The sequence below is a fragment of the Haloarchaeobius lipolyticus genome, from assembly GCF_051208015.1.
In the GTDB taxonomy this organism is placed as follows: domain Archaea; phylum Halobacteriota; class Halobacteria; order Halobacteriales; family Natrialbaceae; genus Haloarchaeobius.
In genome coordinates, this window is record NZ_JBPKGF010000001.1 from 202,967 (window position 1) to 215,975 (window position 13,009).

Sequence of the window (13,009 nt, forward strand, 5' to 3'; positions counted from 1 at the left end):
GTACCAAAGAAGCAGTTCACGAATCACGACGGGAGAGTGACGGCTCCGCCCCGGGAAACAACTATACGACGACCACGCCGTGTGTCAGGTACGAGTGACACGAGAGACGACGCGCCGTGCTATCCTCACGGCGGTCCTCGGGGCGGGGGTCGGCGGGATGACGCTCACCGACGCGAAGCGTTACCTCGACCGGTTCGCACCCGGGTCGGGGACCGTCTGGGGAGCGGCCGATGACGCGACCGACCGGAGGGTCGAGAGCCCGTACGGGTCGGCGACCGTCAGCTACGACGACGACCACGTGCCACACGTCCGGGCCGACGACGAGCGGGCGGCCTACTTCGCGGTCGGCTACTGCCACGGCGCGGACCGGTACTTCCAGATGGACCTCTACCGGCGGCTGATGGCGGGTGAACTGTCCGCCGTCGTCGGAGACGTCGCGCTCGACTCGGACCTCTTCCACCGGCAGATGGACTTCGCCGGAGCGGCCGAGGCGACCTGGGAACGGGTGGAGGGGACCGACACGGCGGCCGTGGTCGAGGCGTACGTCGACGGAGTCAACGCGGCGCGGGAACGGGAGACGACGCCGCTCGAGTACCGGCTGCTGGCGTTCGAACCGAAGCCGTGGACGCCCCGGGCGTCGATGCTCGTCGAGAAGCAGATAGCGTGGGGATTGACCGGCTCATTTCGGACCCTCCGGAAGGCGCTCGTCAGGAACCGACTCGGCGGTGCTGCGGCGGAGAGACTCTATCCGCGGCTGCTCCAGCACGACTCGCCCATCCTGGGAGAAGGCGAACCGGAATCGCCCGGAGAGTCGGCAGACGCGACGGTGCCCGAGCCCGGGCTCGTCTCGTGGCTCGCGAACTTCGAGACCCGGCCGGGTATCGGTTCGAACTCCTGGGTCGTCTCCGGCAAGCACACGGCCTCGGGAACGCCCATCGTGGCGAACGACCCGCACCTCCAGCTGACTGTACCGCCGGTCTGGTACGAACAGCACGTCGTCGGTCCGGACCCGCTCGACGTCCGCGGGGTCACGTTCCCGGGCGTCCCGTTCGTCGTCATCGGCCAGAACCACGCTGGTGCGTGGGGATTCACGAACGCTGGTATCGACGTCATCGACTTCTACCGGTACGATACGACCGGCGACGGTGGCTACCGGTACGGCGACGAAACTCACCAGTTCGACGTCCGGACGGAGACGGTCGACGTTGCGGGCGGCCCGGACCGCGAGGTCGACGTGACGAAATCGGTCCACGGCGCCGTCCTCTCGCAGTTCCCCGACGGCGACGAGCTCCGGGTCGCCGACCGGCTCGGGGTCGCCTGGACCGGCCTGTCGGCGACCCGGACGGTCGAGTCGATCCACGCGCTGAACCTCGCGAACGGCGTCGACGACGCGAAGGCGGCCCTTCGGCTATTCGACGAACCGACACAGAACTTCGTCTACGCGGACCGCGACGGCGAGACGCTCTACTGGGTCACGGGACAGATACCGATCCGGACGACCGAGGGCGTCGCCGTCTCCGGGACGCGAATCTTCGACGGGTCCGCCCGCGAGGGGGAGTGGGGAGACGGCTACACGCCCTTCGGCGAGTCGTCGTGGGAGGGGTTCGTCCCGTTCGACGAGCGCCCCCACGTCGAGAACCCTGACTACGTGGCGACCGCCAATCAACGGCTCGTGAACGACCCGGCGCACTACCTCTCGGAGGGGTACGCCCCACCGTTCCGGGGCGAGCGCATCGACGACCTCCTCGACCAGCGAGTCGCCAGCGACGACCCCGTCTCTTCCGAGTTCTGCGAGTCGGTCCAGCTCGACACCTACGACCCCCGGTTCGAGCTGTTCAGACCCACTCTCGCGGGTGCGAGCGCGGAATCGAGCCGGGCGGACTTCCCCGACCTCGAGTTCGATCCGTTCCGCGTCCTTCGAGGCTGGGACGGTCGGATGGACGCCGACTCGGTCGCGCCACTCGTCTTCGAGCACTGGCTTCGCGCCTACCGCGAGCGGACCTTCGAGCCGGAGTTCGCGGAGTCGGGGCTCCCCGAGGACTTCGCACTCCCGAACGACTGGGTGCTCGGAACGCTGGACGACGAGCGGTTCGACGCAGACGCCGTCGCGGCGATGGAAGCCGCGGCGGCGACCATCGCGGAGGAGAGCTGGACGGACTACGGCGACTGGAACCGCGTCCGGTTCACCCACCCGTTCGACCGGCCGTTTCTCAACTACCCGCGGCTGCCGACCGCGGGTTCGCCAGGAACCGTCCGGAACTTCCACTCCGAGGAGAGCACGGGCGCGAGCTGGCGAATGGTCGCGACGTTCGACGGGACCTCCCGTGCCATCCTCCCGGGCGGGAACTCGGGCTCGTACTTCTCCGAACACTACCACGACCAGCTCGAGCGCTGGGCGGCCGGCGAGTACAAGCCGATGGAGCGGTCGGTTCCGAAGGGCGTCGACCGCCGGTTCGTCGCCGTCGCCCTCGAGACCGATGAGGTGGTCGAACGGTGACCGTTCCGCGGCTGGCCGACCTGCGAGGCGACCGCCGGAGGCGGGCCGTCGCGACGGCCGCGGCGGTCGTCGTCGGCCTCGGTCTCGTGTGGGTCCACTGGCTCGGGCTACTACTCGCGGGCGCACTCGTCGCGCTGCCACAGGAGCGGGTCCGTCGGGGAATCGCCGCGGCCCTGTGCTTCGGGACGTTCGTCCTCTGCGTCTTCCTCGTCGAGTTCGCACTCGTCGGCGCGCTCGGGAAGTTCGGCGGGATGGGCACCGTCGCCACCCTGCCGGTCGCCATCGCCCTCGGACTGCCGACGTTCGGGTCGCTGTCGAGAGCTATCGTCTAGTTGGCAAACAGAGACAAGTAGTCCGGGTCTGGAGGTACAGCACGACCGACTGGTACATGTCGCCGTGACGACGACGGGCCGACCTCGATGACGTCTACAAATCCATATACGGTGGCGCTACTGCTCGTCACCGTCACGATGATCGTGCTGTCAGGGTACTCCTTCCGTGCCCGGTCAGTTCCGGGCGCACTCCCGTTCGCCGGATTGACGGCCGGAATCGCCGTCTGGACGGGAGCGCACGCGTACCGAATCTGCGCGACGGCCCAGGACACGTACTTCCTCCTCGCCAACGTCGAGTGGATCGGCATCCTCGTCGTCGCACCCACCTGGTTGCTGTTCACGCTGGCGTACACCGGCCGACGCGACGACATCTCATTCCGTCTCGTGACACTGCTCAGCCTCCAGCCCGCCGTGACGCTCGGCATCGTCTTCTCGAACGAGAGCCACGGCTGGTTCCGACAGGTGGAGTCGTTCCAGCCTGCGGGCCCCGGGCTGGCGACGTGGACGGGGACGAACGGGGACGTCTACTGGCTCGCCGTCGGCTACCTCTACCTCGTCGTCCTCGTCGGCTCCATGGTCCTCCTCGGCCTCTCACGACGTGTTCCTCAGCTCTACCGGGGACGCACGGCGGTCCTGCTGACCGGTATCCTCGTCCCGTGGCTCGGGACGGTCCCCACGCTGCTCGACGCCCGCCCGGTCGAAGGGCTGAACCTCGGACCACTCGGCTTCGCCGCGTCGACCGTGGCCTTCGGTGTCGCACTGTTCGGCCACCGGCTGTTCGGGGTCGTCCCCGTCTCCCCATCGGTTGCCACCGACGCGGTCGTCGAGGAGATGTCGTCAGGGGTCGTCGTCCTCGACGCTCAGGGTCGAATCGCGGAGACCAACCCCGCAGCCGACCACATCCTCGCGGTGAGCGACCCGGTCGGTGCGCAGCTCGGCTCGGTCCACGCCGAACTCGGGGAGGCCGTCGACGCCGGTGAACCGTCGAACCTCCTGTTGCACGATTTGGCCGGGCGGGAACGTTACGTTACCGTGGAGACGGCACCCGTCTACCGCTCGGGCGACCTGCTCGTCGGCCGTATCGTCACTCTGCACGACGTGACCGACCGGGTCCTCCGCGAACAGCGCCTCGACGTGCTCAACAGGGTCCTCCGTCACAACGTCAGGCACGAGACGAACCTCATCCTGGGACACGGCGAGCTGCTCGCGCCGGGCGTCGACACCGACGACCAGGTCCACCTCGACGCCGTACTGGACGCGGCGGAACAGCTGGTCGACTGGTCGGACCGGGCCAGGTACGTCGAACGGGCGCTGGACGACGCCGAGGCAAAACGCCGCGAGATACCCGTCGGCAGCGCTATCGACCGCGCCGCAGAACGGGTGCGAGAGGAGTATCCCGGCGCAGCCATCGTCACGCCCGCGAGTGCGACCCAGTCGGTCCTCGCACACACGACCCTCGAGTGGGCCCTGTACGAGCTGATAGAGAACGGGGTCGACCACGCTGACCGGCCGGACCCGACGGTCGTCGTCGGGGTCGAAGCCGACCCAACCCAGGTCACCGTCACGATATCCGACACCGGGCCGGGCATCCCCGAGGAGGAGCGTCGGGTTCTGGAGTCCGGGGAGGAGACGCCGCTCCAGCACGGGTCGGGGCTCGGCCTCTGGCTGGTCAACTGGACCGTCCGGGCGGTCGGCGGCGAGATAGAGTTCACCGACAACGAGCCGACGGGGACGGTGGTTCGGCTGACGCTGACCCGGGCGAACTGAGGTCGCAGCAGGGAACGGGGACCGCACACCTCCTGAAAGCTTTTGCCGGGAGACGAACCAGGGCTGGACGTGAACCACGAACGCGAGGCGAACCGCCGCAACTGGGACGAACGGGCGGCGGTCCACCCCGACTCCGACTACTACGACGTCGACGGCTTTCTCGCCGGCGAGTCGTCGCTCTGGGACCTCGAACGCGACGAACTTGGCCCCCACGTTGACGACGCGACGACGATGCTCCACCTCCAGTGCCACTTCGGGCTCGATTCGCTCTCGTGGGCCCGCGAGGGCGCACGGGTGACGGGCGTCGACTTCTCCGGCGAGGCGGTCAGAACGGCGGAAGAACTCGCTGACGAAGCCGACCTCGCCGACCGGACCGAGTTCGTCGAGGCGGACGTGCTCGAGCTCGAGCTCGACCGCGAGTTCGACGTCGTCTTCACCTCCTACGGCGTCCTCTGTTGGCTCGCCGACATCGAGGCGTGGGCCGACACGGTCGCTCGCCACCTCGCACCCGGCGGCGTCTTCTACATCGCGGAGAACCACCCGCTGGGCGGGATGTTCGAGTCCGTCGCGGGCGACACCGCCGAACTCGCCTACCCGTATTTCTCCGGCGAGACGATGCACTTCGACGTGCAGGGGAGCTACGCCAGCGACGCCGAGTTCGAGCACACCGACCACTACGAGTGGGCGCACTCCCTCGGCGACGTGGTGACGGCACTTGCGAGCCGTGGGCTCACCATCGAGTTCCTCCACGAGCAGCCGTGGTGTACCTGGCAGCGGTTCGAGACCATGGAGGAGGACGACCGCGGGCGGTTCTGGCTGCCCGAGGACGTACCGGTGGACCTGCCGCTGACGTTCTCGCTGAAGGCGCGAAAAGAGGAGCTGGAAGGGTAGAGAGGAGGCGTAGACAGGGTCGACAGAACGGGTGGGGCCGATTCTCTCAGTCGTCGGCCGGTGCCGGCGATGCGGCGACCTCTATCTCGCCGGCGTCGAGTTCGGCCTCTATCTCGCGGGTCGCCTCTACGAGGTTTTTCATCTTGCCGTAGGCGACCTTCCGGGGCAGGAGCTTCAGGCCGCAGTCGGGCGAGACGATGAGGCGCTCCGGGGGCACGACCTCGAGGCCCTTGCGGATGTTCTCCTTGATCTCCTCGACGGACTCGACCTCGGCGACGTGGGCGTCGACCACACCGAGGGCGAGGTCCTTCGTGAACTCGTCGGCGGTGAAGACGTCGAGCTGGTCGTAGTCGCCGTTGCAGAGTTCGAGGTCGAACTCGTCAACGGGGTAGTCGAGAATCTCGGGGTAGATGCGCGAGTAGTCGCCGTAACAGACGTGGAGGCCGATGCGGACGTCCTCCGGGATGTCATCCGCGATGCGCTCCAGACACTCGCCGACGATGGCGTGGTCGTCCGGAGTCGTCGCGAGCGCGGGCTCGTCTATCTGGATATAGCGAGCGCCGGCCTCGACGAGCTTCTCTATCTCCGTGTTGACGAGGTCCGCGAGGTCGTAGGCGAGCTGTTCGTCGTCGTCGTAGGCCTCGTTGAACGACCAGTTCGCGAGCGTGTACGGGCCGGTGATGGGCACCTTCACGGGCTTCTCCGCCACGTCGGCCGTGAACTCGTACTCGTCGACGAGCCAGGAGTCGGCGTACTCGACCTCGGAGACGACCGACGGCTTGTCGAAGTAGTTGTGGCCCCAGACCTTGACGGGTCCGTTGAACTCGTAGCCGTCGATGCGGTGGGCGAAGAACTCCACCATCTCGTTGCGGCGCATCTCACCGTCGACGATGACGTCGAGACCGGCGCGCTCGTGCTCGTCGGTGATGAGGCGGGAAGCGTCGTCCTTGGCCTCCTGCCAGTTCTCCTCGTCGAAGTCCGCCTCGTCGTCCTCGTACAGCTCTTTCGCGCGGTTGAGCCACTTGGGCTTGGCGTAGCTGCCGACGACGGTCGTCAGGATGAAGTGGTCGTTCGGGTGGTCCTCCGGCTTGAACTGGTCTCTGTTGGGGTTCTCTGTCGTCATGCTGTCACCTCCGCGTCGGCGAGGGCGACTGCCTCGCCGACGGCGTTCAGTTTGTCCTCGAACTTGGCGTAGGGCAGGTGGAACAGTCCCGTGTTCGGCGTCACGTACGCTTTGCCGAAGTCGGTCACGGGCAGGTTCTCCTGGACCCAGTCGACGCGGTCGAGGATGGCCCGGGGTTCCTCGACGAGCGTGTTCTGGCCGTCGAGGAGTCCGAGAGCCACGTCGTCCGTGGTGCCATACTCCTGTGCGTTGTACAGGTTCTGCTCATGGTCGCTGACGAAGTCGTAGCCCACGGCGTCGACCTCGGCGTCGAGCAGGTGTGCGTAGACCTTCTCCTCGAGTGCGCCCCAGTACGGGAAGACGACGACCTCGGCGTCGACCGCATCGGCGACCGTCGTCACTGCCTCGGGGACCTCCGCGTCGAGGTCTTCGCCGGGAGCGTTCTCGACGAGCGAGGGCTCGAGCAGGAACAGGGTATCCACGTCGGGGAAGGCGTCTGCCTCGCCCGCGAGGAAGTCCGCGACCGCGTGGAGGAAGTCTGCCTCGTCGCCGTAGTACTCGTCGGTCGCGAGGTCGGCCAGGGAGTACGGGCCGGGGAGTACCGCCTGCAGCCCGTCGTCGACGAGCTCCGCGGTCGCCTCGAGTTCGGCCGCGACGTCACCGTCGAAGGTGAGCTCGTCGCGCACGACCGGCTCGCGGTAGAAGTTGTTGTTGTCGTAGTAGCGGACGATGCCACGGGTCTCGACGTTGTCGTGCACCGTCAGCGGGTGCGCGAGCATGTCGTCCCAGCGGAGCTGGCCCTCGCCGACGAGGTCGAGGCCGGCGTCCTGCTGTGCCTGTACGACCTCCGCGCGCGTCTTCTCGTAGACCGCCTGAATCTCCGGTCCTTCGTCGCCGGAGATGAGATCGTGCTTCTGATGGCCTTTGAGGCCAGAAAGTTCCGCTTTCGCCCAGTCGGGGAGCGGGAACAGCCCCGGTGTGGTCGAGACGAGTTCTGTCATTCGTACTCCTCGCTTGGAAATGCGGGCCTTTAATATTTTCGAACCCGACAAATGAGCCGTAGTAATTCGAAGGGCGTGCGTCTCACCGCGTCAGTTTGAGCACGGTGAGCGTCTCGAAGGGGAACGACTCGTCCCTGAGAGCGACGGCGCTGAAGCCGTTCTCGGCAGCACGCTCGACGACCTCGTCGACGCCGGTCAGGCTGGAGACGAGCAGATAGACCGCCCCGCCGGGAGCGAGCACGCGGGGGACGGAATCGAGGAACGGGTCGACCACCGCACGGCCGTCCTCGCCGCCGGTGAGTGCGACCTCCATCCAGTCGTCGCGGGCGGCGGCCGCGTCCTCGGGGAGGTACGGCGGGTTGAACAGCACCGCGTCGAAGGCGCCGTCTCTGAACCCCGAGACGAGGTCGGCGCGGACGACCGAGACGCCGTGGTCCGAGCGTTCCCGGGCCTGCCGGCACGCGTGCGGATTGATGTCCGTGGCGACCACGTCCAGGGCCGTCTCCGCCGCGACCGATTCGGCGACGTAGCCGGAGCCGGTGCCGACCTCGAGCGCGAGTCCCCCGGTTCGACCGGCGAGGTCGTCGACCGCCGCCTCCGCCAACAGGTGCGAGTCCTCCGCGGGCTGGTACACCTCGGTCTCGACACCGCGTCGCTCCGCGAGGTCCTTCGGCATCTATTCGCTCCCTCCATCGTTGGCCCCTCCACCCGACGCATCCTCGCCACCGTCCGCCGACGCCGCAGGCGAGGTCTTCTCTGCAGCGACGCCCTCGTCCGCGATGCGGAACCCGCCGGTCTCGGCACGGCCGGAGAGCTCGCGTTGCGGGTAGGGGATCTTGATGCCCTCGGCGTCGAAGGCCTGCTTCACTTCCTTCACCACGGCGGTGTTGGCTCGCCACATCCGGCGGGCGCTCGGCTTGTCGATCCAGAATCGGGTGGCGAGGACGACGGAGGAGGAACCGAGTTCCTTCACCACCACCTGCGGGGTCGGAACGGTGAGTATCTCGTCGACCTCGTCCAGCGCGTCGTCGGCGACCGACACGGCGTGGTCGACGTCCGCGTCGTAGTCGATGCCGACCTCGACCTCCAGCCGGAGCCGACCCTTCCGCGACCGGTTGACGACCCGCTCGCTGCTCACGAGGTCGTTCGGAATCATCACGTACTCCCCGTCGAACGTCTGGATGCGCGTGTTGACGATGGAGATGTCCGTGACGATGCCTTCGCTGTCGCCGACCTCGACCCAGTCACCGATTTCGAAGGGGCGCGCGAACATCAGCACGAAGCCCGCCAAGACGGCGCCGAGCGTCTGTCGGGCGGCCATACCGACCACGATGCCGGCGAATCCGGCACCGACGAGTAGGCCGGTGAGTTCTATCTCCCAGACGCTCAGGACGACCAGCAGCGCCATTATCCAGATGACGACCTGGCTGACCCGGTAGGTGAGCCGTCGCTGATGCTCGGTCACGGCCTCGGACGTCTTCAGGAACTGCTCGACGAGTCGCTTGACGACGCGCGAGACCAGGTGGGCGGTCAGCCCGATGATGAGCGTGATGATGAGCTTCGGAACGTCGCCTCGGTCGATGAGGTTCGAGTCACGGAGCGCGGCGGAGAGGTCCTGTGCCATCGCCCAGACACCGATGACGATGATGGCCGAGGTGAGAAACGTCACGCCCACGATGGCGATGGTCAGGAGGTCCGCGATGCCATCGCCGAACGAATCGCGGAGCCGGGTCTGGAGTCTCGTCGTGAGGTAGCCGATACCGACCATCAGGCCCACCGCGAGCACGGTGACTGTGAGTTTCAGGACGGGATTGTCGACGACCGTCGCGAGCGAGTCTATCGGGTCGATGAGCCAGGACCAGTCCGGATGGGTCTGCAAGGTGAGGTACCCGTCCGACTGCGGCGAAAGCGTCGCGCTCGCTTCAGTCATCGCTCTCGTCACGGCCGACGTCCGCCGCCAGCGTGGCGAGTTCGGCGAACGTCGCCGGGGGAACGTTCCCGGCTCGTTTGCCCATCAGTTCCTCGTCTGCCGCGTCGACGACGGCGTCTGCGTCGTCAAGTCCCGAGATGTGTGCCGTGTTCCGGACGGCGTTCCGCATCGTCTTCCGGCGCTGGGTGAATACCGCCTTGACGAAGTCGAGGAAGAACGTCTCGTCGTCGACCTCGTAGTCGGGGTCGCGCGGCTCGCATCTGACCACCGCGCTCTCGACCGCCGGCGGCGGCGAGAACGCCTTCTTCGGGATGGTCTCGACGATCTCGACGTCGGCGTAGTGCTGCGTGCTCACCGAGAGCCGGCCGTAGTCACCTGAACCGGACTCTGCGACCATCCGCTCTGCGAACTCCTTCTGGAACATGAGGACGAGCGGACGGTCCAGCGGGAGGAGACGGAACGTTATCTGGCTGGAGACGCCGTAGGGCAGGTTCGAGACGCAGGCGGTGAAGTCGGGCAGGTCGACCTGCAGTGCGTCACCTTCGACGACGTCGAGTCGCCCCGCGGCGATCTCCTCGGCGAACTCCTCGCGAAGGAACGCAGCCAGGTTCGGGTCGCGTTCGATGGCGGTGACGTGGTCACCTATCGCGAGCAGCCGGTCGGTCAGTGCGCCGTTTCCTGCACCGATCTCGAGCAGGTGACTGGTGTCCGTCTCGTCGGGAAGATAGCTCGTCAGCCTGTCGAGGACACGGTCGTCGACCAGGAAGTGCTGGTCGCGGTTGGGGTCACCGCGTACGCCGGCCCGCGACAGCAGTCCGTCGGGGTCTCTCATCGATTGGCGGACGGTATGGGACCGAACGGGGTAAAACTGCCTACTCGTCGGCTCGCCCGACGAACGTCTTGTACTTGAGGTCCTCGTCGCGGAGCTCCTCGAGGATACGTTCGACGAGCACCCCCTGCGGGTCGTGGAGACCGGGGACACGCTCTTCGAGGTCCTCGAAGCTTTCGAACGGCCTCTGTTTGCGCTGGTCGAGGATTGAGTTGCGCAGCTTCTTGCCGATACCCGGCAGCAGGTTCAGCTGGTGGAGTCGGAGCGTGATCGGCTGTGCCTCGTTGAAGAAGTCGACGAACCGCTGTTCCTCGTTCGCCACGACGTCCTTGACGATGTACTCGAGTTCCGCCTGGGCGCCGCCGGAGATGTCCTCGTAGTCGACCTGCCGGATTCGCTTGATGCTGTCGGCCTGTGGCTCGACGTCGACGTAGTCGTCGATGCCGACGTCCGGTTTCTCGCGGAACGAGATCTCGAACAGCCGGAAGTCTCGCGTGCCGAGGGCGTACGCTAGCGGGTCCTTCCCGAACCCGCGCTGTCCGTCGTTCGAGCGGCCGTTCGGAAAGATATCGAGCACGACCGCCTGAACCTGTCGCTGCTCGTCACGTTCGGAATCGGTCATTCTAGTAGTATGATACGGGGAGGGCGTATTTAAAAGATGGGCGTCAGGCGTACTTCGCGACGACGTTCAGTATCTCGTCGAGCTCGTCGCCGGAGAGCGAATAGCGCTCCTGGGCGTACAGGGCACGGAGTTCGGTCCGGTCCTGGGGCAGCAGGTTCGCTATCTTGTACGCGGTCGGCTCTTCGACCTTCTCCAGTTCGAGCAGGTCCTCGACGAGCGCCTTGGAGTCCTCGACGGAGAGCACGGCGAACCGGTTCGCGTGCTCGATGGCCCGGGCGAGCTCGTAGCGCATCTCTCGGTCCTCGTCGAGCGCGCGCTCCTCTTCGATATCGGCGAGGAGCTCCTTCGTCTCCGAGACGGTGAGATACTCCTCGTCGAGCTTCTCCTTGAAGATGGTCATACGATTACTGCTGAGCCTTCAGGTGTGCGGGTGCGGAGATGAGCTTCTTCTCCTTGCCGCCGTCGGTGATGAGGACCTGGAACGCCGAGCCCTGTTTCCCGACGACTTCGCCGGTCTGGCCGTTGAAGCGCGGGTGGAAACGACCCTTCGCGACCGAGGGGTCGATCTTGAGGTGGACCTTCTGTCCCTCCTCGAACTCCTGGATGGAGCGCTGCGGCGGCGAGGTACCGCGCTCTCGAGGGTGGTTCTTCAGCTTGTTACGCGTCCCTTTGAGTGGGCCGTGCGAGTTGGGCATAGTCGTACGACCCTCTTGTTCCGTGCCCGTTATAAAACGCACGTTGTTCGTCCGCCAGCCGATGTTCCAGGGTCGCAACGCAAGAGTAACCCGTCCCGACGTCGATGTGCCGCGCATGGACGACGACGACTTCCGCATCGAGACGCGCTCCATCCACGCCGGCCAGGAACCGGACGAGGAGACCGGCGCGCTTATGACGCCCATCTACGCGAACTCGACGTACAAGCAGGACGGTCCCGGCGAGCACCGGGGCTACGAGTACTCGCGTACGGGCAACCCGACCCGCGCGGACCTCGAGGCGAACCTCGCGAGCCTGGAAGGCGGCGAGTTCGGTCGCTGTTTCTCCTCCGGGATGGGCGCCATCAACACCGTGCTCAACCTGCTGGAGGCGGGCGACCACGTCGTCACCGGTGAGGACGTCTACGGCGGGACCCACCGCATCTTCACGCAGGTCTACGAGCAGTACGACCTCGAGTTCACGTTCGTCGACATGACCGACCTCGACGCCATCGAGGAAGCGATGCAGGACAACACCGAGCTGCTCTGGCTGGAGACGCCGACCAACCCGCTCATGTCCATCGTCGACATCCAGGGTGCGAGTGAGGTCGCACACGAGTACGGCGCCCTCTGCGCCATCGACAACACGTTCGCGACGCCGTACCTCCAGCGACCGCTCGAACTCGGGGCCGACATCGTCAGCCACTCGCTGACGAAGTACCTCGGCGGCCACTCCGACGTGGTGGGTGGCGCGCTCATCACGGACGACGAGGAGCTCGACGAGCGAATCGGCTTCTACCAGAACTCAGTCGGCGCGACGCCCGGCCCGCACGACTGTTTCCTCGTCCTCCGCGGGACGAAGACCCTGCCCGTCCGGATGGACCGCCACTGCGACAACGCCCGGGCCATCGCCGGCTGGCTCGACGAGCACGACGCCGTCTCGAAGGTGTTCTACCCCGGACTCGACTCCCATCCCGGCCACGAACTCGCGGCAGAACAAATGGACGATTTCGGCGGCATGCTCAGCTTCGAGGTCGACGGCAGCCTCGACCAGGCCAGCACCGTCGTCTCCGAGACCGAGGTCTTCACGCTCGCCGAATCGCTCGGCGGCGTCGAGTCCCTCATCGAACAGCCGGCCGTGATGACCCACGCGGCCATCCCGAAAGAAGAGCGCCTCGAAGCGGGTCTGACGGACGGCCTCATCCGCGTCAGCGTCGGCATCGAGCACGTCGGCGACCTGAAAGCCGACCTCGAGCGGGCGTTCGAGGCGGCCGGGCTGTAGCGGGCCAGCTCTCCGTCTTCGTTCTCCGGCACTCTCGGCCCTC

Annotated in this window: 13 protein-coding genes; 5 read left to right on the forward strand and 8 right to left on the reverse strand. The window is 66.7% G+C overall.

The genetic code is table 11. The features are described from left to right. Positions 1-94 precede the first annotated feature (94 nt). The 4 genes from ACSC1Y_RS01090 to ACSC1Y_RS01105 all read left to right on the forward strand — a co-directional run bounded on the left by ACSC1Y_RS01090 (position 95) and on the right by ACSC1Y_RS01105 (position 5,487). Positions 95-2,497 carry a penicillin acylase family protein gene (locus ACSC1Y_RS01090; protein ID WP_435332700.1) on the forward strand — a complete coding sequence of 801 codons (2,403 nt, stop codon included), beginning with the start codon at positions 95-97 and terminating at the stop codon, positions 2,495-2,497. Continuing rightward, positions 2,494-2,829 (forward strand): hypothetical protein, encoded by a 336-nt coding sequence (locus ACSC1Y_RS01095; protein ID WP_435332701.1) that lies wholly within the window; start codon positions 2,494-2,496, stop codon positions 2,827-2,829. The genes ACSC1Y_RS01090 and ACSC1Y_RS01095 overlap by 4 nt, the downstream gene beginning before the upstream one ends. A gap of 111 nt (positions 2,830-2,940) precedes the next feature. Further along, complete coding sequence (locus tag ACSC1Y_RS01100) at positions 2,941-4,596, forward strand: histidine kinase N-terminal 7TM domain-containing protein (protein WP_435332702.1); 1,656 nt, start codon at positions 2,941-2,943, stop codon at positions 4,594-4,596. A 69-nt stretch (positions 4,597-4,665) separates the two neighbouring features. Continuing rightward, the gene (locus ACSC1Y_RS01105; RefSeq protein ID WP_435332703.1) at positions 4,666-5,487 is read left to right on the forward strand and encodes a class I SAM-dependent methyltransferase; all 822 of its coding nucleotides are present in this window, start codon (positions 4,666-4,668) and stop codon (positions 5,485-5,487) included. Positions 5,488-5,533: 46 nt separating this feature from the next. Here ACSC1Y_RS01105 and ACSC1Y_RS01110 read toward each other — a convergent pair whose 3' ends face one another. The 8 genes from ACSC1Y_RS01110 to ACSC1Y_RS01145 all read right to left on the reverse strand — a co-directional run bounded on the left by ACSC1Y_RS01110 (position 5,534) and on the right by ACSC1Y_RS01145 (position 11,687). Then, positions 5,534-6,610, reverse strand: a complete 1,077-nt coding sequence (locus tag ACSC1Y_RS01110) for a methionine synthase (protein WP_435332704.1) — start codon at positions 6,608-6,610, stop codon at positions 5,534-5,536. Next, the gene (locus tag ACSC1Y_RS01115; RefSeq protein ID WP_435332705.1) at positions 6,607-7,611 is read right to left on the reverse strand and encodes a 5-methyltetrahydropteroyltriglutamate--homocysteine methyltransferase; all 1,005 of its coding nucleotides are present in this window, start codon (positions 7,609-7,611) and stop codon (positions 6,607-6,609) included. Before ACSC1Y_RS01115 ends, ACSC1Y_RS01110 begins: the two co-directional genes overlap by 4 nt. An 82-nt stretch (positions 7,612-7,693) precedes the next feature. Continuing rightward, positions 7,694-8,287, reverse strand: coding sequence for a HemK2/MTQ2 family protein methyltransferase (locus ACSC1Y_RS01120; RefSeq protein WP_435332706.1), 594 nt, complete (start codon positions 8,285-8,287; stop codon positions 7,694-7,696). Then, positions 8,288-9,541, reverse strand: a complete 1,254-nt coding sequence (locus ACSC1Y_RS01125) for a mechanosensitive ion channel family protein (RefSeq protein ID WP_435332707.1) — start codon at positions 9,539-9,541, stop codon at positions 8,288-8,290. It lies immediately after the preceding gene. Further along, complete coding sequence (locus ACSC1Y_RS01130) at positions 9,534-10,373, reverse strand: 16S ribosomal RNA methyltransferase A (protein WP_435332708.1); 840 nt, start codon at positions 10,371-10,373, stop codon at positions 9,534-9,536. Before ACSC1Y_RS01130 ends, ACSC1Y_RS01125 begins: the two co-directional genes overlap by 8 nt. A gap of 40 nt (positions 10,374-10,413) precedes the next feature. Then, positions 10,414-10,992: a DUF655 domain-containing protein gene (locus ACSC1Y_RS01135; protein ID WP_435332709.1), complete on the reverse strand. Its 579-nt coding sequence runs from the start codon at positions 10,990-10,992 to the stop codon at positions 10,414-10,416. Positions 10,993-11,035: 43 nt separating this feature from the next. Then, complete coding sequence (locus tag ACSC1Y_RS01140; protein WP_435332710.1) at positions 11,036-11,392, reverse strand: RNA polymerase Rpb4 family protein; 357 nt, start codon at positions 11,390-11,392, stop codon at positions 11,036-11,038. 4 nt (positions 11,393-11,396) lie between these two features. Next, on the reverse strand, positions 11,397-11,687 hold the full coding sequence (locus tag ACSC1Y_RS01145) for a 50S ribosomal protein L21e (RefSeq protein WP_435332711.1): 291 nt from the start codon (positions 11,685-11,687) through the stop codon (positions 11,397-11,399). Positions 11,688-11,802: 115 nt separating this feature from the next. Between ACSC1Y_RS01145 and ACSC1Y_RS01150 the strand changes: the two genes are divergently transcribed. Then, positions 11,803-12,966: a cystathionine gamma-synthase gene (locus ACSC1Y_RS01150; protein ID WP_435332712.1), complete on the forward strand. Its 1,164-nt coding sequence runs from the start codon at positions 11,803-11,805 to the stop codon at positions 12,964-12,966. Positions 12,967-13,009 lie beyond the last annotated feature (43 nt).